The sequence below is a fragment of the Mycolicibacter acidiphilus genome (genome assembly GCF_018455725.1).
GTDB classification, from domain to species: Bacteria; Actinomycetota; Actinomycetes; order Mycobacteriales; family Mycobacteriaceae; genus Mycobacterium; species Mycobacterium acidiphilum.
Genome location: NZ_JAHCLR010000003.1, coordinates 254,579 through 274,935 on the forward strand (window position 1 = coordinate 254,579; position 20,357 = coordinate 274,935).

The following is a 20,357-nucleotide window of genomic DNA, read 5'->3' on the forward strand; positions in this document are numbered from 1 at the left end:
TGGAGCGCATCGGGTGGCGGTTGTTTACCCATCAGCCGACGGGGGATTGGGGCGGCCGGGAGCGCCTGGTGGGTGTCGCGGCCGAAGCGGCGTAGCCGCAGGGAGTTGGTGACCACGCTGACCGAGGAGAGTCCCATCGCCGCTCCGGCGATGACCGGGTTGAGCAAACCGAGTGCGGCAAGGGGGATCGCGGCGGTGTTGTAGCCAAACGCCCAGCCCAGGTTCTGATGGATAGTGCGCAGGGTCTGCCGCGAGAGTTGGATCGCCTGCACGACACCGTCGAGCCGGCCGGACATCAGCGTGATGTCGGAGGCCTCGATGGCCACGTCGGTGCCGGTGCCGATGGCGATGCCCAGATCGGCCTGCACCAGCGCGGGGGCGTCGTTGACGCCATCGCCCACCATCGCGACCACCCGGCCCCGATCTTGTAGTCGCTTGATCTCGGCTACTTTGTCCTGCGGCAGTACCTCGGCCATCACCTGGTCGATGCCGACCTGCTGGGCGATCGCGGCGGCGGTGCGGGCGTTGTCGCCGGTGATCATGGCGACCTGCAGCCCCATGGCGTGCAGCTGCCGGACCACGTCGACTGCGTCGTCCTTGACGGTGTCAGCCACCGCGAGCACGCCCACAACGTGGTCGTCGCGGCCGACGAACACCGCGGTGCGGCCCTGCTCTTCGAGCTCCTCGGCGGCTGCGGCGAGGTGCTCGGGCAGCAGCAGATCGTGGTCGTCGACCAGCTTGCGTCGCCCAACCAGCACTGTCCGGCCGTCGATCTGGGCCCGCACTCCGTGCCCGGCGACGTTGGTGAATTTCGTGGCGGCCGGAATCTGCAATCCCAGCTCACGCGCACCGGCAACGATCGCCGCGCCGATCGGGTGTTCGGAGCCCGACTCGACCGCGGCGGCGATCCGTAGCACCAGGTTGGGCTGGCGCCGCTTGTCGGCAATCACATCGGTGACCCGCATCTGGGCGCGGGTGAGGGTGCCGGTCTTGTCGAACACCACGGTGTCGATCGTCTTAGAGGCCTCCATCACCTCGCCGCCCTTGACCAGGATCCCCAGGTCGGCGCCGCGGCCGGTGCCGACCGTGATCGCGGTGGGGGTGGCCAGACCCAACGCGCACGGGCACGCGATGATCAGCACCGCCACCGCGGCGGTCATCCCGGCGATCGGGTTGGCGGCGATCAGTGTCCACCCGGCGAACGTTGCCGCGGCAACACCGACGACCGCCGGGACGAACACCGACGAGACCCGGTCAGCCAGCCGTTGCACCGGGGCTTTGCCGCCCTGGGCCTGTTCGACCAGGCGCACAATCTGCGCCAGCGCGGTGTCGGCCCCGACGGCGGTGGCACGCACGGTCAGCAGCCCATCGATGTTGACGGTGGCCCCGGCAACACGATCACCCACCGTCTTCTCCACCGGGACCGACTCACCGGTCAGCATCGATTCATCGACGGCGGCGCGTCCGTCGGTGATCTCACCGTCGACCGGGATCTTCTCCCCGGGCCGGACCCGCACCAGGTCTCCGACCTGCACCTGGTCGACCGGGACCAGCAGCTCCTGACCATCCACCAGCAGGCAGGCTTCCTTGGCGCCCATCTCGAGCAGTTTGCTGATCGCCTCCGACGCCTTGCCGGTGGCTCGGGCCTCGAAATAGCGGCCCAGCACGACGAACGCGATGATCAGCGCCGAGGTCTCGAAGAACAGCGGGCCACCGGCGAGCAGCTCATAGGTGGAGTAGAGGAACGCGGTCAGCGTGCCGAGCGTGATCAGTGTGTCCATGTTCGCGCTTCTCGCCCGGGCTTGCTGTACCGCACCGGCCAGAAACGGCCACCCGGCGACGAATTGCACCGGCACCGTGGCGGCGAAAGCCAGCCAGCCCGCCCACGGATAAGCACCAAAAACCATCGTCGAAGCAGACGCCAGTAGCGCCAACGGCATCGCCAGCCACAGTCGCCGCAACCACTTGCGCCGCTCGCGCCTGTTGAGCTCACCTGACGACGGCTTGCCGCACGCGGCGACCGGCCCGGAACCGCAGCCGATGCGATCCTCGACGTCTGACGGAGCGTCCGTCACCTGACGGCGCATGCCTAACAACGCCACGGCGATCCCGCCGGCAATCTTGCGCACCACACCGGTCTTGCGCACCTGAGCCGAATGTGGGGCCCGTGCGGGCACCAACTCTGCAGGGATGTCCTGCGCGTCAGCGATCGCGGACAGCATGGCCGCGGTGTCACAGAGCTCCGGCGAATACCAGATCACCACCGAGGCCGTCCGCGGATAGGCTTCCACGGCCTGCACGCCGGGCACCTTAATGACGGTGTCCTCGATCGCGACGGCCCGAATCGCATCGACACGAAATCCGGTGATGTGCACCCGCATCCGCCCCGACGCGTCCGATACGACCTGCAGTGTGGCGTCGGCGGCCGGCAGGACATCAACGGTCATGGTCATCACCCGAATCCGTTACCGGTTCGATGACCTCGCCGGCGTGCTCGCGTGCCTCGGCCATCACGTCGGCGACCGTCAACCGCGCCTGCTCGGCGCCGTGTTCGGCCTTGCGCTGCGCCTCGCGGGCAGCGCGGATGCCCCACGCGGTCACCGTGACGGTTGCCTGACGCAGCGGAGCCTTCGCCACCACCGTGCGCACCGCCTCATAGGCCGCAACCCCCACCACCCCGGTCACCACCGTGGGCGCCGCTTTCACCACGAATCCATGCCATGCCATTGCTTGCACTCCCTTCCTATCGTTTCCCGCCGAACGGTGAAGTGCCTGACGCTCTTGCCGTGGGGCAGCTTCGCCGTGTGGCGATACAACCCATCCTTGACCCTCCACTACGCTGGAAGGTCAAGGATGGGTGCCATGCAGATCGGTGAATTAGCGAAACTCAGCAATACCAGCGCGAAAACCATTCGTTTCTATGAGGACTCGGGGCTGTTGCCGCCGCCGGCGCGCACCCCATCCGGATACCGCGACTATGGACCGGAGGTCGTGGAGCGAATCCGGTTCATCCATCGGGGTCAAGCCGCCGGGCTGACCTTGCAGAAGGTGCGCCAGATCCTGGCGATCCACGACCGCGGCGAGGCACCGTGCGGGCACGTCCGACAGGTCCTGGGCACTCGCCTCGACCAGGTCCGCGCCCAGATCGCCGAACTGATCGCCCTCGAAGGTCACCTGCAGACGCTGCTCGACCACGCATCGCACGCCGCGCCCACCGAACACGACCATTCCACGGTGTGCTGGATCTTGGAAAACAACCTGGACGCCGACGCCGACGCCGCCGCTGAACTCAGCCACCCCGCGACTAGGACGAGACGGTGAGCGATAGCGAAGTGCGTGGACGGTCATGGACCGATACCTGGTTGCCGGCAGCCCTGCTGGGTGTGGCGGGTGTGAGCTGGTGGTGGACCGTGATCAGCGCCGGCGACATGAGCGGCGACGAAATGTCCGCAATGTCCATGGATACCCAGCCGGAAATGCCCATGGGCACCATGGCGCCGATGTCGTTCGCCGCGTTCCTCCTCGCGTGGGCGGCCATGATGGCCGCAATGATGCTTCCCCCGGTCCTACCCGTTGTGCGCCGCTATGCCCGCGCCGCCGGCGGCGGCGCCGCGCCAGGGGTTATCTTCGTCGCCACATACCTGGCCCTGTGGAGTGTTGCGGGAATCCCCGCGTTTCTAGCGTGGAGCCGCCTCAATGAACCACTGGCACACGCCGATCCGTGGGCCGGCAGGCTCGCCGGCGCCGTGGCGGTGGCCGCCGGGCTGTATCAGCTCACACCGCTGAAAGCGACCTGCCTGCGGCACTGTCACGCGCCGACTTCCTTATCCCTGCCGGCGGGGACGCACCTCGACAGTCTGGCCCGGGCCTTTGGTGCGGGCGGCCGCTACGGCACGTTTTGCCTCGGCTCCTGCTGGATGCTATTCGTATTGCTCATCGCCCTGGGCACCATGCAACTGGCGTGGATGCTGGCGCTCTCGGTGCTGATCTGGCTCGAGAAAGTAACCCCTTTCGGTGATCGGCTCACCCGAGTAACAGCGGCCATGCTGATCGTCCTTGGTCTCGTGTTGCTGGCACACCCCGCACTTGTCACCCACCTCGTCTAATTCAGACACGTCGTGGCGACGACGCAACAGCGAACCCGCGCGCTCCCCCGAGGGGGGCCGCCATGAGTTCCGTGCGGCCTGCCCGGTTGCGGCAAGAGTTGCGGCGTCGTTACCTACCCGACCGACCGTTGCCTGTGGTGGGCAGGAGTTCGGCGATCAAGGCTTGGACGCGGTTGGCGATGTCGTCGCGGATGGAGCGGACGGTGTCGAGGGGTTGGCCGGCGGGGTCGAGCAGTTTCCAGTCGCGGTAGGCGACGCCGGGGAAGTAGGGGCAGGTGTCGCCGCAGCCCATGGTGATCACGACGTCGCTGGTCTGCACTTGATTGCCGGTGAGCACCTTGGGGGTGGCGGCGGTAATGTCGATGCCCAGCTCGGCCATCGCCGCTACGGCGACCGCGTTGAGCTGATCGGCGGGTTCGGTACCGGCGGAGCGGACCTCGATGCGGTCACCAGCCAGGTGGGTCAGCAGCGCGGCCGCCATTTGGGAGCGCCCAGCGTTATGAACACAGACGAACAGCACGCTGGGTTTGTCGGCCATCAGCGGGCACCGCTTGGTTGCGGCTCAGGTCGGAAGAGGCGGGTGCGTAGCGCCAAGGAGACGTAGATCAGACCGACCAGCACGGGTACTTCGATGAGCGGTCCGACAACCCCGGCAAGGGCCTGCCCGGATGTCACGCCGTAGGTGGCGATCGCCACCGCGATCGCCAGTTCGAAGTTGTTGCCGGCGGCGGTGAACGCCAACGTGGTGGTGCGCTCGTAGCCCATGTTCAGCACAACCCCGAGCAGGTAGCCGCTTGCCCACATGATCGCGAAGTACGCCAGCAAGGGCACGGCAATGCGGGCGACATCCCCTGGCCGGGAGGTGATTTGGTGGCCCTGCAAGGCGAACAGGATGACGATGGTGAACAGCAACCCATACAGTGCCCACGGGCTGATGCGGGGCAGGAACCGCGACTCATACCAATCGCGGCCTTTGGCGCGTTCGCCGAAGCGCCGCGACAGGTATCCGGCTAGCAAGGGGATGCCGAGGAAGATCAGCACGGATTTGGCGATCTGCCACACCGAGACGTCGATTCCGCCCTGCGGCAGGCCCAGCCAGCCAGGCAGCACCGACAGGTAGAACCAGCCCAGTACGGCGAACATGACCACCTGGAAGACCGAGTTCAAGGCGACCAACACCGCGGCGGCTTCGCGGTCCCCGCACGCCAGGTCATTCCAGATGATCACCATGGCGATGCAACGGGCCAACCCGACAATGATCAACCCGGTGCGATATTCGGGCAGATCGGGCAGCAGCGTCCACGCCAGTGCGAACATCAACGCCGGCCCGACCAGCCAGTTCAACACCAGCGAGGACACCAGCAGTTTGCGGTCCGCGGCGACCTCGCCGAGCCGGTCGTAGCGGACCTTGGCCAGCGGCGGGTACATCATCACCAGCAGTCCGAGCGCGATCGGCAACGAGATCCCGTCGATCCCAACGGCGCCCAGTGCTTCGCCCAGGCCGGGCACCACCCGGCCCAGCGTCAGGCCGGCGGCCATTGCTAGCCCGATCCACACCGGCAAAAACCGGTCCAGTGTCGACATTTTGGCGGCCACTGCGGATCCAGCAGTCGCTACGGCGGTGTCGCTCATCCGCAGCACCCAGCGTCGGCTTTGGTGGCGCGGATGATCGCGCCGTGCATCCCCTCGGCGATTTCGTGGGTGAACTCGACAGTGGCGTCGGTGAATCCGACCGCGGCCAGTCCGTCGAGGTACTCCTGGCGTGACAGTGCCCCGGCGATGCAGCCGACGTAGGAGCCGCGTTCGGAGCGCTCGGCTGCGCTGAGGTGGTCTTCGGCCACGACATCGGAGATCCCGATCCGTCCACCGGGGACCAGGACGCGAAACATCTCGGCGAGCACGGCCGGTTTGTCGGCCGACAGGTTGATCACGCAGTTGGAGATCACCACGTCGACGGCGCAGTCCGGCAGCGGGATGTCCTCGATGGTGCCCTTGCGGAACTCGACGTTGGTGGCGCCGGCCTTGGCTTTGTTCTCCTCGGCCAGGGCGAGCATTTCGTCGGTCATGTCGACGCCGTACGCGTACCCCTGCGGGCCGACCCGACGTGCCGAGAGAAGCACGTCGATACCGCCACCGGACCCCAGGTCGAGTACTCGTTCGCCCGGGCGCAGGTCGGCGACCGCGGTCGGGTTGCCGCAGCCCAGGCTGGCTTCAACGGCTGTGATGGGCAGCTCGGAGTGCTCGTCGGAACCGTAGAGGCCGGCGCCGAAGATGGTGCCGACATCGGCTGAATCGCTGGACCCGCAGCAGCTCGCTGCGCTCAGCACGTCGCTGTTGGTGTCGCCACTGCGCACCGCGTCGGCGGCGGCACCGTAGCTCGCCTTGACCTGGTCACGCAGTGCGTCGTGTTCGGTGGTCATTCGTCTCACTTCCATTCATCGACAGATGTCTATGGGTGCAGTCTGCACAATCCATCGATGACTGTCAATACGTATGGCATAATGTGATCATGCCCGCTGTCACCACCTCCACTACCGTCCCGCTGCTGGCGGCCGACGTGGCAGCGTGTTGCAGCCCGCTCACCGACGGCGTGCTGGACGTGGCGGCTGCCGAGCGGCTGGCGGGCGTGCTCAAGGCGGTGGCTGAGCCGACCCGGCTGCGGCTGGTATCGCTGATCGCGGGCTATGAGGGTGCCGAGGCCTGCGTGTGCGACCTGACCGCACCGGTGGGACTGACCCAACCGACAGTGTCACACCACCTCAAAATTCTGGTCGAAGCTGGCTTGCTGGAACGAACACAACGCGGCAAATGGGCCTATTACCGGGTGGTGCCGGCCGCCCTGGAGGCGCTGGCTGGGGTATTCGCCCGCGCTGGTCGTCACTGAGATACGGACCCGGCGCCGCAGACACGTCCGTGCGGCAGTGTTGATCGTCCGCAGCAGGTTTGAAGCCCCTGCGTGGCGCGCCTTGAACAACCGGCAGTCAGTGGGCCGGCTGTGAGGTGGCGGGCTTGGCGGCCCAGGCCAGACCGGCCAGTGCGGTGGCCATGCACGCGGCGACATAGCCGAACGCAACTGTCGGCGACGCAACGGTGTAGAGCAGACCGGCGATGGCGCTGGCGAGCAGATTCCCGGCGGCCTGCACGGTGGCCAGCAACCCGAACGCCGATCCGCGCACCTGCTCGGGTGCGAGCGCAGCCACCGCGGCGTGCTCGGCGGTTTCCGCGCAGCCGATGCCGATCCCGGCGGCGATGAACGCCACCGCCAGTACCGCGATCACCGGGCCGGTGATTGCGAACAGCAGGTAGGCCACTAGGAACGCCACCACCCCGGCGCCAACGACCAGCAGCGGTCCCCGGGTGCCCAGCCGGTCGGCGAGGTGGCCGGCGGGAAAGGACACCACGGTGGCGGCGATGTTGTAGGCGGTGTAGAGCGCAAGCGCAATCTGGGTGCCCGCTTGCGTGCCATGGTCGGGGGTCAGGAGGTCGATCGCGCGCAAGATGAGCAGGGTCGCGGCGAGGTTGCCGCACTCGAATAGAGCGAACGCCCCCAGCAGTCGCCCGAGCTGTCCGCGCAACACTGGCCGGATCTGCACACGAAGCTTGCGGCGTTCCCGCACGGCGGGAAGCTTGGCCTGGCGAATCGCGTACACGATGGCAGCCGCAGCGAACAGGCCGGGGATAACCGAGAGCAGGATTGCGGTGCGTACCGAGAACACCGCCACCAGGCCCAGCGCGAGCAGCGGCCCCAGGATCGCGCCGAGGTTGTCCATCATGCGCTCAAACCCGTAGGCGCGCCCATAGGCGGCGGCCGGGACGACATCGGCGAGCAGCGCGTTGCGCGCTGGAACCCGCAGACCCCGGGCGGCCCAGGCCCCACCGCGCAGCAAGCCAGCGGTGACCACGCTGCCGGCCGTCCCGATCAGCGACGAGAGCACCGCGGTGGCGGTGTAGCCGCCGACCGCCACCCGGCGGCGACGGCCGACGTCATCGGCCAGCGGGCCACCCAGGAATCGGCCGGCCCCGGCGAGCCCATCGGAAATCCCCTCGATTAGCCCCAGCGCCGACGCGGGCGCACCGAGAGTGCCAGTGACCAGGCTGGCCATCAGCGCGGTCGGTACCTCATGTCCGACATCGGCCAGCAGACTCGCCATGCCGATCCCGCCGACCCCCCGCGTCATCCAGACCGGCCGCGACCCCGCGGCGTTCTGCACGGTCTGGATCGGATCGGGGTCCCCACCCTGTTGTGTCACCCGCTGCGCTCCTCTGATCACCGAATCCCTGCAGACAACAGGGCCAACTCGCCGAGCTCGCGAGAACCCCAGCCCCGCGCGGCGTGCAGCGAGAATCCTCGCGAGCGTAACCCTCGGGCTGAGGGCCGTTGGGGTCGACAACCACCAGGCATCGACGGTCCCCACCGACTAAATTCTGCTGATTTGAGCATCGGTCCCTGTTGCCAGGCTGAGGCGATCTGCGGGCAGTTCGGCTCCGACGACATAGTGCGCTTCCTGTCGGAGCCTCTTCGTAGGCTCCATCACTGTGACGACTGACGATCCGTATCTACCCTTAGCGTTCTCGTTGGCTTCCAGCCCGGGCGCGTACGCGGTGCTGGCTGGCGCCGGTATCTCGAAGGGCGCTGGCCTACCTTCGGCGTGGGACATCGTGGTCGACCTGGTCCGCCAGATCGCGCAACGAGACAAGGCCGCGATCACTATCAACGACACCAACGCCGAACAGTGGTATTCGGACAACTACGGCAAGGCGCTCACGTACAGCAGCGTCATTGAAGAGGTCGCCCGGACGCCACATGAGCGGCAGGCTCTGCTGCGGGGCTACTTCGAACCTGCCGACGAAGAGACTCAGGCAATCGTCCCCAAACCGTCACCAGCACATCGAGCGATCGCACAGCTCGTAGAGATGGGAATCATCAGAGTGATCGTGACGATGAACTTCGATCGACTCTTCGAACAGGCACTCGCGGAACGGGGCATCCAGCCGACCATCGTTGCGACCGAAGCCGACGCCCAGGGAGTGGGACCACTTCGCCTGGTCCAGGCTTGTGTCATCCATCTGCACGGCGATTACCTCAACCCGACCTCGATGCTCAACACTGAGGCCGAACTCAGGGGCTACCCCCCGCACATGGGCCAGCTGCTCACCCACATCCTGGGCGACTACGGCCTACTCGCAGCGGGCTGGTCAGTAACGCATGACATCGCACTGCGTGAGGCCGCTGCGGCCCACTGCACCAACCGCTTCAGCCTTGGATGGATCGAACCGGGCCAAATCACAGACGCCGCCCGTGAACTCATCGACACCCGCTCTGCGACCGTCCTTAGCACCACCGCCGATGACGCGTTCGCGCGCCTCGCGGATCAGATCATTGCGATCCGCGAAAAGCGGGCCCGGCACCCCCTAACAGTGCAGGTCGCCGCCAGCCGTATCAAACGCCAACTCGACGGCCAACGACCAGCAATCAGTGCGCACGACATGCTGGCCGACGAATTGACTCGGCTCCGCCAACAACCGGCATTCGCCCTCACCGACTACAACGGCAATGATCAAGGCCGCTTCGAGCAACTACTGAGCCAAGTCATCGAAGCCAGCCGGGTACCCGCGGCGGCTATCGCAGTGCTGGCCTACTGGGGGGAATCGACAACCGACCGGTGGTGGACGCCCGACTTGCAGCGCTTCGCCCGCCCAGCCCCACAGAGTGGGAGTTTGTGGCTGATCAACCTCCCCCTCGTCGCTGCTTCGATTCTGTTCTATTCAGCCGGCGTGGCCAGCGTGGCGGCACAGGACTACACACGCGTGGCGAGATTGTTCGGCCTCGATGGGGAGCCAATCAGCAGTATTGGCGGTCCTGCACCCCTCATGACGATGCTGGCGCCGAATCCTGGCGCGACAGGGTTGAGCGAACCTGACCACCACGATGCGGTGGCCACGGTACTAACGGAAGCGTTGGGAGTTGGTGGCGACGTTGTTGACGACGCCTGGCAACTATTCGAAATCGTGCGACTGGCAAAGCAACTGATGAACGACACTGACGTCGCTGCTGCCGCAGTCGCACTCGCAAGCGCGGATCGGCGCGCCGAAGCCACGCGAGAACACGACCCGGCAGCAATAGCCACCGCCGCGAGGGAGAAGCGCGAAATCCTCGACCAGGTCGCGTTCCGATGTCATCCGACCGGTCTGCACTTGCTGGCCGCAGACAAGTCCTACGCCGCTGGCGCCGGTCGGCGGTGGGGTTCTCCTAGCGCCGAACGGCTCGCCGCCGAAGTAAACCGCGAAGGACAACTGCACCCGCTGGTAATTGCGTTCGATGCCGAACCCGTCAACATCGAACTAGCTCTGCACGCTGTAAGCCGTGCTGTGGGGGAAGCCGCCGAAAAGCACCCGGCCAACTGGGTTAGCGGCATTCTGCCCAACGAGATCTGGCTGGACACCAACCACTGAAACGCATCCGAAGTTGGGCTCTGCGCACGAGGAGCTGGTTCCGTGAAATACATTGATAAAGATCGCATCGTCGAGTTAACAGCACGCAATGTCACCGCATTATTGGCCAAGTTGGACGATCGAGCCTCAACACGCAGGCTAGTAGCTCCCGCTGGCAACCTCGTGGTCCAGGCCGTCGAAGACGACAATGTGCGTGCCAGCGAGACCGCAATCCGAGCAGCCAGCTCCCAAGTAGTCGTGCTGCTAATCCGAGACGAGCTTTGGCGTCTTGCTATACCCGGAACGACAGTGATAGTGGCTGGATTCGAAGTACGGTCAGTGCCCGACGAATCCCACTACGGGGATCGTCCGCCAGGGGCGGTCTACATGCCTGAATCGCGAATCAGCTGGTAGAGCGCAAAATCCGGGGCGCGGGTAGCACTGAAAGGTGGAAAAGCGACCGTCCACAACACCTCACCGACAGCGCTACGTGTCGCCGTGGGGCGGACAAGCGCCGTAGCCCCGTGGGGACGGTGTCCGCCATGCGATCACCGATCTGAGGATTCCGACACGGTAGTGAGAACGCCCGCACGACACGCTGGCGAGAATCCCCAGGTCGCCGGCTCTCAGATCCGACAGGATCGGTGACTTCCTACACTAACGTGACGAACGGCCGACGAGTGCGCGCGCATCGTCCATCAACAGCAGCAGGTGCAGCGGATCCGTCGGCGATGCCTCGAAATCGAAATGCCGGTAGAACGCGCGGGCCTCGTCGTGCAGGGCGTGCACCAGTAGCGCCCGGACGCCGATCAGGTCGGCCGCCTGCACGCTGCGGACGATCGCATCCCGCAGCAGGTGCTTTCCGAGGCCTTTCCCCCGCTCCGCACGGTCGACCGCCAGACGGGAGAGCAGGATGACCGGCACCAGATCAGGCACATTGCGGCGGACCCGCCCCGGCGCGGAACTGCGTTCCACCGAAGCCGATGCCAGCGCATAGAAGCCGACCACCCGGCCATCGCGGCACGTCACGAAACAACGGGACACGCCCCGCAGATGGTTGAGCAGCGCGCGAGAGCGCAGGTACGCATCCAGACTCGATTCGCCGCTGTCGAACGCGGCGACGTCGTCGTCCTCGCGGATCGGGCGCGGAGTGCTGTAGCCGCTCACGCTCCGCCGTCGAACACAGACTGTTCGCCGAAGAGCTTCTCCAGCGACGCCTTGTGCGACACCGGCCGGTCCAACACGGCCAGAAAATCAGCCCAGGTCCCGTCGTCAAGGACGAACAGTCGGCGATCCGCCAGTACATCGCGGGCGTGCGCCAGCGTCGCGGTCACCGTGAAATTCGTCAGGTCCGTCCCCTCGACCTCTGCGGCTCTGCGGATCAGCGCATCCTGCTCGGCGGTCAGTCGCACGGCGAACCGCTCCGTTTTCACAGCCATCCGTCGATTGTGTGCCTGATAGGCGCACTGGTCAATCGTTTTCCTGCAGCAGTTCCCGCACCACGGCGGTGACCAGGTCCGGCCGGTCGATCGGCACCAGGTGGCCGGTGCGGTCGGCCGGCACGAGCCTCCCCCGCGGGAACCGCCGGGCCAGCGCCGCGTGGGCGGCGTCGATCCGATGGGCGTAGGTGGGCGGCAGGCCGGTCCGGTCACGCGGCACCACCACCCGCACCGGAATGTCCGGCACCGGGCCGTCGGCCAGGGCCGCCGCCGTCTCGGTGACGTACCGGTCGAAGCGCGGCATGGCCCGGGCGAGCTGCCAGATCGATCGCGGGTCGTTGCACGCCCGGTATGCATAATCCAGGCCCGCGGCACTGGCCTGCGGGCCGGCGGTGTACCGCGCGAACCTGCGACCGAGGCGACCCCGCAACAAGCCCAGCCGGGCGGCCAGCGCTCCCGCAGCCAGCTGAACGGCACCGAGACTCAGCCGCAGGAACTGCAGCCCGCGGGGCTCGTCGGGCATCGCGCAGGTCGGGTCCAGCAGCACCAGACCAGCGACCCGCCCGGGATGGCGCACGGCGAACATCTCCGCGACCAGCCCGCCCGCCGACCAGCCCACGACCGTCACCGGCGCCGCGCAGCCCGTCGCGTCGAGCACCGCGGCCAGGTCGTCGGCCATCGCCGCGACGCTGCGCCGGGGAGCGCCGCCGAGGCTCCCGCTGCCGGCCCGGTCATAGGTCAGCACGGTCGCGAAGCCGGCCAACGCATCCTCCAGGGCCGCACCGAAGCCCATCGCCGTCGTCCCCTCGCCGGCCCCGCCGGCTTCCAGCACCACGGTCGGCCCTTGTCCGCGCACCTGCACGCGCAGCGCCCGTTTCCCCACGTCGACCAGGCGGCACTGCGACGGACTCACGGCCCCGACCCTAATCTGGATCGGTGCCGACAACCTCGCTGGACCGCTGGGAGCGCAGCGCCGAGTGGCCGATGGCCGCGATCGCCCTGGTGTTCCTGGCCGCGTACTCGATCCGGGTGCTCGTTCAGCCGCAGGGCTGGCTCACACACGTCATCGACGCCCTAACGGTGGTGACGTGGCTGGCGTTCGCGATCGACTACGGCGCCCGGCTGTGGCTGGCACCGAACCGCCGGCGCTGGTTCGTACGGCATCTGCTGGACCTGGCGGTCGTCGCGCTGCCGCTGCTGCAACCGCTGCGGGTCGTGCGGCTGATCATCCTGGTCGGCGCCCTGCAGAAGACGATCGGCAACGCCATCCACGGTCGCGTCACGATCTACACGCTGGCCAGCGCCGCCCTCGTCATCTACGTGGCGTCGCTGGCCGAACTGCAGGTGGAGCGGCACGACCCGCACGCCACGATCAACACGTTCGGCAAGGCGCTGTTCTGGGCAATCACGACGGTGACCACCGTCGGGTACGGCTTCGAGCATCCGACCACCCCCACCGGCCGGCTGATCGCGGCGCTGCTGATGATCGGCGGCATCAGCCTGGTCGGGATGGTCACCGCCACCGTCGCATCCTGGATCGTCCGGCGGGCCGGCGCGCAGGGTTCGGCGCAGCCGGCGGTCACCGCCGCACACATCGAAGAACTGCGCAGTGAGATCCGTGCGCTGCATGCGCACCTGCGCGCGGCCGGGGCGGTGCCCACCCAGCCGGAACCGCCCGGAACAACCGGCTGATCCGTTACCCTCGCACCGATGTCACACGCCCCCGACCCCCACTTGGCGCCGCCGGCCCAACTCGCCCGCGAAGACGAGGGCTACCACAAGGGCCTGGCGCCGCGGCAGCTGCAGATGATCGCGCTCGGCGGCGCGATCGGCACCGGCCTGTTCCTCGGCGCCGGCGGGCGGCTCGCCTCGGCCGGGCCGGGCCTGTTCCTGATCTACGCGATCTGCGGCGGGTTCGTGTTCCTGATCCTGCGGGCCCTGGGCGAACTGGTGCTGCACCGCCCGTCGTCGGGGTCGTTCGTCTCCTACGCCCGGGAATTCTTCGGGGAGAAAACGGCTTTCGTCGCCGGCTGGCTGTACTTCCTGAACTGGTCGATGACCGGAATCGTCGACACCACCGCGATCGCCAGCTACTTCCACTACTGGCATCTGTTCGATGTGATCCCGCAGTGGACGCTGGCCCTGGCGGCGCTGCTGGCGGTGCTGGCGATGAACCTGATCTCGGTGAAGCTGTTCGGGGAGCTGGAGTTCTGGGCGGCGCTGATCAAGGTCGTCGCACTGATGACGTTCCTGGTGGTCGGCACCATCTTCCTCGGCGGCCGCTACACGGTCGACGGCCAGAGCACCGGCCTGCACCTGTGGAGTGAGAACGGCGGGTTCCTGCCGACCGGACTGCTGCCGCTGATCCTGGTCACCTCGGGGGTGGTGTTCTCCTATGCCGGAGTCGAACTGGTCGGCACCGCGGCCGGCGAGACCCCCGATCCGGGGAAGATCATGCCGCGGGCGATCAACTCGGTGGTGGCCCGCATCGGCGTGTTCTACGTCGGATCCGTGGTGCTGCTGTCGCTGCTACTGCCCTACACCTCCTATAAGGAGCACGAGAGCCCGTTCGTCACGTTCTTCTCCAAGATCGGGTTCACCGGCGCCGGCAGCCTGATGAACCTGGTGGTGCTCACCGCGGCGTTCTCCAGCCTGAACGCCGGGCTGTACTCGACCGGACGCATCCTGCGGTCGATGGCGGTCAACGGCAGCGGGCCGGCGTTCACCGGCCGGATGTCACGCAACGGGGTGCCCTACGGCGGCATCCTGCTGACCGGTGCGGTCGGTTTTCTCGGGGTGGTACTCAACGCCGTCAAGCCGGGACAGGCGTTCGAGATCGTGTTGAACATCGCCGCGCTCGGGGTGATGGCGGCCTGGGCGACGATTGTGGCCTGCCAGTTGCGATTCCACCGGCTGACGAAGTCCGGCGTGCTGACCCGCCCGTCGTTCCAGATGCCACTGGCTCCCTACAGCGGCTACGCGACGCTACTGTTCCTGGCCAGTGTGCTGGTGCTGATGATCTTCGACGAGCGCAGCGGCCCGTTCGTGCGCGCAGTGCTGCTCATCGGCACCCCGGCACTGATCGTCGGCTGGTTCCTGGTGCGCAGCCGGGTGCTGACCCTGGCCGGACAGGCCGCCGCCGAACCGGACCGGCCCACCGCGGCGCTCTGCGAATCGGAAGAGTGAAAGCCATGTCCCGCAACCGTTATGCCGCCCGGCCACCGCTGTACGGGATGGTGCTGATCTTCCTGGCGATCGCGACCGTCGCCGTCACCGCCTACCTGCACGCCGGCGGCTGGTCGCTGGTCGGCTACGGAGCCGCGGCGGTGCTCGCGGTCACGGGTTTCGCACTGGCGTTCCGCGACTTCTCGTGAACTGATCCGCCGGCGCCTGCCACGGCCACGGCACCGCCCGCTCCAGTTGACGGGCCACCCGCAGCAAGGTGTCCTCGGCCCCCATCCGCCCGACCAACTGGACGCCGATCGGCAGACCGTCGTCGTCGAATCCGGCCGGCACGCTGACCGCCGGCAGACCCGTGGCGTTGCAGAATGAGGTGAACGCGGCCAGCGCGGGGCTGTGGGCGAACACCGCCATCGGATCGGCGGTGTCCAGCACCCCCAGCCGCGGGACCGGGACCTGCAGCGTCGGGGTCAGCCACACGTCGTGGTCGGCGAAGAACGGCGCCACCTGCCGGCCGGTGGCCTCGATGGTCTGCAGCGCGGCGTACACGTCGGCACCACTCTGGGCCGGCAGTTCCTCCAGCAGGAATCGGCTGAACGGTTCGATGTCGTCGGCGGCGAGTTCCCGGCCCAGCGCCGCCAGCCGCTCGGCGATCCGCACCCGGGCCTGGGTGATCATCAGCGCCGCGCCAGCCATCGACGCGGCCACTGGATCCCATTGCGGCGCAGCCTCATCGACACGGTGACCGAGGTTCGTGAGCACGCCCGCGATACGCCCGACGGCAGCCGCACCGGCCGGGAACGCAGGCACACCGTCCGCCGACGCGATGGCTGTCCCGACCCGCAGCGGCCCCGGTTCCCGGTCCACCCCGGCCAGGAAACTGCCGAACTCCGGGGCGGGCAGCGTCGCGTACGGGTCACCGGGCAGCGGTCCGGCGACGGCGTCGAGCAGCGCCGCGCTGTCCCGCACGGTGCGGGTCACCGCGTGGTGGGCCGGCAGCGGGTAGGCGAACGCGCTCCCGCCGTGGTCGTCGGGGACCCGGCCACGGGACGGCTTGAGCCCGAGCAGCCCGCAGCACGCCGCCGGGATGCGCACCGAGCCGCCGCCGTCGCTGGCGTGGGCTGCCGGCAGCAGGCCACCGGCGACCGCGGCCGCTGAACCGCCCGACGAACCGCCCGGCGAATGGGTGAGCCGCCACGGGTTGCGGGTGGGCCCGAACAGCGCCGGCTCGGTGCTGGCGTTCAGGCCCAGCTCGGCCGCGTTGGTCTTGCCGACGATCACCAGCCCGGCCCGGCGGTACCGCGACACCAGCACGCCGTCGCGCTCGGCGACGGCGTCGGCGAACAGCCGCGATCCGGCGGTGGTGGGCAGCCCCGCGACGTCGCAGTGCAGGTCCTTGACCGCGAACGGCACCCCGCGCAGCGGCCCGTCCGGCAGACCCGCGGCGATCTCGTCCCGCGCCTGCTCGATGCGGGTGGCGACCACCGCGTTCAGGTCGGAGTTGCGCTCATCAATGCGACGGGCCACCGCCTCCAGCAGTTCTGCCGGGCTGATCTCGCCCGCGCTGACCAGTTCCGCCAATCCGACGGCATCGGTGCGGTCCAGAAGTCCGTCATCGCTCACGGCGCCAAACCTACGCGGCCCCCGGAAACCGGAGGTGCTGGAATAGACAGCATTGTCCCAGTAAGCCCAATGAGTCACTTCAGTCACTCATGCCACAGGCTGCGTACGCTGGGTGCCGGTATGTGTCGCAGTCGGGGGAGTGCAGTGCGCGGATCGGATCGAACCAGGCCGGGCCGGGCCGTCAGCTGGCCTGCCCTGACCGTCGTGCTGCCGGCAACAGCAGTGCTGGTCGGCGGGTGCAGCCACACCACCGACGGCACCCCGGTCGCCGGCCCGACCACGCCCGCGACGTCCACCAGCAGCGTGCCGGCGCCGACCACGCCGACGACACCGCCGGCGCACCCGCGGCAGCCCGGCCGCCCCTCCGACGCGGTTCCCCTGCTGCCCAACGCCGACGGCTACGTCTTCATCGAGACGAAATCCGGCCGGACCCGCTGTCAGATCTCGCCGGACACCGTCGGCTGCGAGGCGGAATTCACCAACTCACCGCTGCGGGACGGCGAACACGCCAACGGCGTCAACATCACCTCCACCGGCACGATCTCCTGGATCCTGGGCAACCTCGGCAACATCCCGGCCGTCACCATCGACTACCTCACCTACCAGGCACAGGGCTGGACGATCGCCGCCACCGTCGACGGCACCCGGTTCACGAACGACCGCACCGGGCACGGCATGTTCGTCAGCATCGACGACGTCACAGCGTTCTAACCACCGCCCGACCCGGGCGAAACCGCGCAGCGGACATTACGATCATTCGAATGGCGCGCTTCGGCTCTTCCAATGGCCCCGGCAACCCGGGGGACGATCCGTTTCAGACCACCCGGCACAGCACCCAGGGGCATCAGCAGCCCGGGCCGTCGCCGGTCCCCTTCGGCCCGCCGAATCCGGCGCAGCAGCCCGACAGCGCGCCGACGCAGTACGCCAGTTACATCCCGCTCGACCAGCAGCAGCCGCCGCCGGCCGCACCGGGCCTGGGCGATCTCGCCGCGCCGCCGCCCACCCCGTGGTTTCGCCGGCGCCCGGTGCTGATCGCCTGGATGGCACTGATCGTCGCGATGCTGGCCCTGGTGATCTGGGGGATCATCCAGCTGACCAGCCGCGGCCCGGGCGGATCGACCAGCCCGGGCACCAGTTCGTCGAGCAGCACGTCGTCGACGACGTCGTCATCCACGTCCTCCAGCACGTCGTCGTCCACCACGTCGTCGTCCAGCACGTCGTCGTCCGCGTCGCCGTCGACCTCCGCATCCAGCGAGCCGGGGCGCACCGCACCGCCGGCCGCGCCGCCGCGGGCGCCGCAGCAGCCGGTTCCGGAGGAGCCGACGCACCACCATCACCTGCCGCCGCTGCCCTCGACCATCACCATCCCGCCGGTGCCCCGGCTGCCGGAGCTGCCGACGGTGATCACGCTGCCGCCGCACCTGTAAGGCGCCGACTCGGTGTCGCACCGGCATTGCGGCGGCGCAGTGCCTACCATCGGTTCCCGTGGAGCGTTACGAACCGCCGCAGGACCCGAACAACGAGCCGACCCAGTTGGCGAACGCTGTCGGTGGGTCCTCGAACGACGCCTACAGCGCCCCGGAGAGCTACTACAGCGAGTACCGCCAGCCGCCGGAGCGCATCGAGCCGCCCGAACCGGCCGAACCGCCGCCGACGCCCTGGTACCTGCGGCCGGTGGCGATCGTCGGTTGGGGCGTGCTGTCGGCGATCCTGATCACGGTGCTGGTGTGGAGCATGGTGCGGCTGATGGGCAAGGGCTCAGACCACACGCCGCCGCCCGCATCAACCTCGGTATCGTCCACCGTCACCTCGCCCGGCGCGCCGGCGACCGAGCCGACCGCCGCCACCAGCCAGGCACCGGATAACGGCACGGCCCCCGCCGGCCCCGCACCGAGCAGCGCGACCGAGGCGCCGACGACCACGGAGGCGCCAGCCAGCACCGAGACCAGCACCGCGGCGCCGAGCACCTCAACACAGACCCAGACCCCGACCACCACCGCCGCCCCGACCAGCACCGAGGCCCCCGCCAGCTCCGCCGCACCCACCAGCAGCGCACCCGCGCCGTCGTCCCGGCCGTCGGAGATCGTCATCCCGCTGCCACCCGGGCTATGACCGAACCGCTGGGCCTGTCGATCGGGACGATCAACCTCGTCGCCGCGCGCATCGGCCAACCGCCACTACTGGGACCGGCGACGCTGACACTGCCCGACGGCACGGTGATGCGCGGGTTCGTCGAACGCGTCGGCTACCCGGCGCCGCTGAAGGCCGCCGACGGCTCGACCCACCGGGGTGAGGACCTCACCGCCGCAGCACTGGACGCACTGGCCGGCTCGGCCGGGTACGGCGCACCGGTGACCGTCGCGGTGCCCGCCCATTGGGGCCCGGGGCCGGTCGCGGCGCTGCGCACCGCGCTGGGGTCACATCCCGGCCTGATGGTCGACGGTGTGCCGCCCACCCTGATCCCCGACGCCGCGGCGGCGGTCGCCGCACTCGAACCGCGTCTGCCCCGGACCGGCGTCGTCGCGCTCTGCGATTTCGGCGGCAGCGGCACCGGCATCACCCTGGTCGACGCCGCGGCCGGTTTCGCGCCGATCGGACCGACCCTGCGCTACGGCGGATTCTCCGGCGAGCAGGTCGACCAGGCGGTCCTGACCTACCTGCTGGCCCGGCTGCGTGACACCAGCGGTGTCGAACCGGCCGGGGACACCGCCCTGCGTTCGCTGACCCGGCTGCGGGAGCACTGCCGGTCCGCCAAGGAACAGTTGACCGGGCAGACCGCGACCACCGTCGTCGTCGACCTGCCCGGATTCACCGGTGAGATTCCGTTGACCCGCACCGAACTGGCCACCGTCATCGCGGTGCCGCTGGACGGGGTGGTCGACGCCGTCTCCGACACCCTGGCCCGCCACGGCGTCGCGACGGGCCATCTGACCGCGGTCGCGATCGTCGGGGGCGGGGCCGCGATCCCGGCCGTCGGCACGCAGTTGACCGAGCGCTTGGGGGTGCCCGTGATCGCCGCGAGCGACCCGGCGTGCGCCGCCGCGACCGGGGCCGCGCTGCTGGCCGGGCAGCCGGTGACGGACACCGGCCGCACCGCACCGACCGCCGCCGGATCGCTGGCCTGGTCGAAAGACGATTCGAAAGCCGGCGAGCCGCTGCCGTACTCCGAGAGCGACTACACCTTCGCCGGCCCGCACACCCGGGTCAGCGCGCCGAAACCGGCCTACCCCGACGGCCCTGATTCCCCCGCCGCACCCGAGCGCGCGGGCCGCCGGTCGTTGCTGCTGATCACATTGGCCGCGGTGCTGGCCGCGGTGCTGAGCCTGACCGTGCTGTGGGGTGTCACCCGCTCGTCGGACAGGCCGGAGCGCCCCGGCGCCGACACCGCGCAGACGACGTCGGTGACCACCACCGGTCCGACCACTGCCGTGCCGCCGCAGACCACCCCGCCGTCATCGACGACACCGCACCGGCAGCACCGCCCCGGCCGCTAGCGCGAGCGCGTCGGAAAGCCCAACCGGCACGCGCCCAGCGGATACAGTTAGGCCATCCTGTGTCGCGGCCGACGCCTTCAAGG

The 20,357-nt window shown here is 68.6% G+C and carries 18 protein-coding genes and 2 pseudogenes; 11 read left to right on the top strand and 9 right to left on the bottom strand.

Features of this window, described 5'->3' with window-relative positions; translation table 11 throughout:
• Positions 1-62: 62 nt before the first annotated feature.
• Together KIH27_RS03005 and KIH27_RS03010 are read right to left on the bottom strand one after the other, a co-directional pair.
• Positions 63-2,381 (bottom strand): annotated as a pseudogene (locus tag KIH27_RS03005) (copper-translocating P-type ATPase); the annotation flags it as partial.
• A gap of 55 nt (positions 2,382-2,436) precedes the next feature.
• Positions 2,437-2,727 (bottom strand): DUF1490 family protein, encoded by a 291-nt coding sequence (locus tag KIH27_RS03010; RefSeq protein ID WP_214091426.1) that lies wholly within the window; start codon positions 2,725-2,727, stop codon positions 2,437-2,439.
• 135 nt (positions 2,728-2,862) lie between these two features.
• Between KIH27_RS03010 and KIH27_RS03015 the strand changes: the two genes are divergently transcribed.
• Together KIH27_RS03015 and KIH27_RS03020 are read left to right on the top strand one after the other, a co-directional pair.
• Positions 2,863-3,321 (top strand): heavy metal-responsive transcriptional regulator, encoded by a 459-nt coding sequence (locus KIH27_RS03015; protein WP_214091427.1) that lies wholly within the window; start codon positions 2,863-2,865, stop codon positions 3,319-3,321.
• On the top strand, positions 3,318-4,106 hold the full coding sequence (locus KIH27_RS03020) for a DUF2182 domain-containing protein (protein WP_214091428.1): 789 nt from the start codon (positions 3,318-3,320) through the stop codon (positions 4,104-4,106). Before KIH27_RS03015 ends, KIH27_RS03020 begins: the two co-directional genes overlap by 4 nt.
• 109 nt (positions 4,107-4,215) lie before the next feature.
• Here KIH27_RS03020 and arsB read toward each other — a convergent pair.
• Together arsB and arsM are read right to left on the bottom strand one after the other, a co-directional pair.
• A pseudogene (gene arsB, locus KIH27_RS03030) lies at positions 4,216-5,738 on the bottom strand (ACR3 family arsenite efflux transporter).
• Positions 5,735-6,526: an arsenite methyltransferase gene (gene arsM, locus KIH27_RS03035; protein WP_214091431.1), complete on the bottom strand. Its 792-nt coding sequence runs from the start codon at positions 6,524-6,526 to the stop codon at positions 5,735-5,737. Before arsM ends, arsB begins: the two are co-directional and overlap by 4 nt.
• A gap of 89 nt (positions 6,527-6,615) precedes the next feature.
• On the opposite strand from arsM, the gene KIH27_RS03040 reads away from it, so the two are divergent.
• Positions 6,616-6,990, top strand: a complete 375-nt coding sequence (locus KIH27_RS03040) for an ArsR/SmtB family transcription factor (RefSeq protein WP_214091432.1) — start codon at positions 6,616-6,618, stop codon at positions 6,988-6,990.
• 97 nt (positions 6,991-7,087) lie between these two features.
• Here KIH27_RS03040 and KIH27_RS03045 read toward each other — a convergent pair whose 3' ends face one another.
• Complete coding sequence (locus KIH27_RS03045) at positions 7,088-8,356, bottom strand: MFS transporter (RefSeq protein WP_307856767.1); 1,269 nt, start codon at positions 8,354-8,356, stop codon at positions 7,088-7,090.
• A gap of 286 nt (positions 8,357-8,642) precedes the next feature.
• On the opposite strand from KIH27_RS03045, the gene KIH27_RS03050 reads away from it, so the two are divergent.
• A complete protein-coding gene (locus KIH27_RS03050; RefSeq protein WP_214091433.1) occupies positions 8,643-10,559 on the top strand; it encodes an SIR2 family protein in 1,917 nt (638 codons plus the stop codon).
• A 636-nt stretch (positions 10,560-11,195) separates the two neighbouring features.
• On the opposite strand, the gene KIH27_RS03055 is transcribed toward KIH27_RS03050, so the two are convergent.
• The 3 genes from KIH27_RS03055 to KIH27_RS03065 are packed head-to-tail and all read right to left on the bottom strand — an operon-like array spanning position 11,196 to position 12,890.
• A complete protein-coding gene (locus KIH27_RS03055; RefSeq protein ID WP_214091434.1) occupies positions 11,196-11,705 on the bottom strand; it encodes a GNAT family N-acetyltransferase in 510 nt (169 codons plus the stop codon).
• A complete protein-coding gene (locus KIH27_RS03060; protein WP_214091435.1) occupies positions 11,702-11,977 on the bottom strand; it encodes a type II toxin-antitoxin system TacA family antitoxin in 276 nt (91 codons plus the stop codon). The genes KIH27_RS03055 and KIH27_RS03060 overlap by 4 nt, the downstream gene beginning before the upstream one ends.
• A 31-nt stretch (positions 11,978-12,008) precedes the next feature.
• Positions 12,009-12,890 carry an alpha/beta fold hydrolase gene (locus KIH27_RS03065; RefSeq protein ID WP_214091436.1) on the bottom strand — a complete coding sequence of 294 codons (882 nt, stop codon included), beginning with the start codon at positions 12,888-12,890 and terminating at the stop codon, positions 12,009-12,011.
• Between the two features lie 71 nt (positions 12,891-12,961).
• Between KIH27_RS03065 and KIH27_RS03070 the strand changes: the two genes are divergently transcribed.
• From KIH27_RS03070 to KIH27_RS03080, 3 genes are read left to right on the top strand one after another with little or no spacing between them, the layout of a single operon-like run.
• A complete protein-coding gene (locus KIH27_RS03070; protein WP_214091473.1) occupies positions 12,962-13,669 on the top strand; it encodes a potassium channel family protein in 708 nt (235 codons plus the stop codon).
• 18 nt (positions 13,670-13,687) lie between these two features.
• Complete coding sequence (locus KIH27_RS03075) at positions 13,688-15,163, top strand: amino acid permease (RefSeq protein WP_214091437.1); 1,476 nt, start codon at positions 13,688-13,690, stop codon at positions 15,161-15,163.
• Between the two features lie 5 nt (positions 15,164-15,168).
• A complete protein-coding gene (locus KIH27_RS03080; RefSeq protein ID WP_214091438.1) occupies positions 15,169-15,351 on the top strand; it encodes a hypothetical protein in 183 nt (60 codons plus the stop codon).
• Here KIH27_RS03080 and KIH27_RS03085 read toward each other — a convergent pair.
• Positions 15,314-16,780, bottom strand: a complete 1,467-nt coding sequence (locus KIH27_RS03085; RefSeq protein ID WP_307856768.1) for an amidase — start codon at positions 16,778-16,780, stop codon at positions 15,314-15,316. The genes KIH27_RS03080 and KIH27_RS03085 overlap by 38 nt on opposite strands.
• A gap of 144 nt (positions 16,781-16,924) precedes the next feature.
• Between KIH27_RS03085 and KIH27_RS03090 the strand changes: the two genes are divergently transcribed.
• Genes KIH27_RS03090 through KIH27_RS03105 form a run of 4 tightly spaced genes read left to right on the top strand, consistent with a single transcriptional unit; the run spans position 16,925 to position 20,274 of the window.
• Positions 16,925-17,491: a hypothetical protein gene (locus KIH27_RS03090; RefSeq protein ID WP_372451289.1), complete on the top strand. Its 567-nt coding sequence runs from the start codon at positions 16,925-16,927 to the stop codon at positions 17,489-17,491.
• A 50-nt stretch (positions 17,492-17,541) separates the two neighbouring features.
• Positions 17,542-18,207 (top strand): hypothetical protein, encoded by a 666-nt coding sequence (locus KIH27_RS03095; protein WP_214091439.1) that lies wholly within the window; start codon positions 17,542-17,544, stop codon positions 18,205-18,207.
• Between the two features lie 58 nt (positions 18,208-18,265).
• Positions 18,266-18,892 (top strand): hypothetical protein, encoded by a 627-nt coding sequence (locus KIH27_RS03100; RefSeq protein WP_214091440.1) that lies wholly within the window; start codon positions 18,266-18,268, stop codon positions 18,890-18,892.
• Positions 18,889-20,274 carry an Hsp70 family protein gene (locus tag KIH27_RS03105; RefSeq protein ID WP_214091441.1) on the top strand — a complete coding sequence of 462 codons (1,386 nt, stop codon included), beginning with the start codon at positions 18,889-18,891 and terminating at the stop codon, positions 20,272-20,274. Before KIH27_RS03100 ends, KIH27_RS03105 begins: the two co-directional genes overlap by 4 nt.
• The last annotated feature ends 83 nt before the right edge of the window (positions 20,275-20,357 follow it).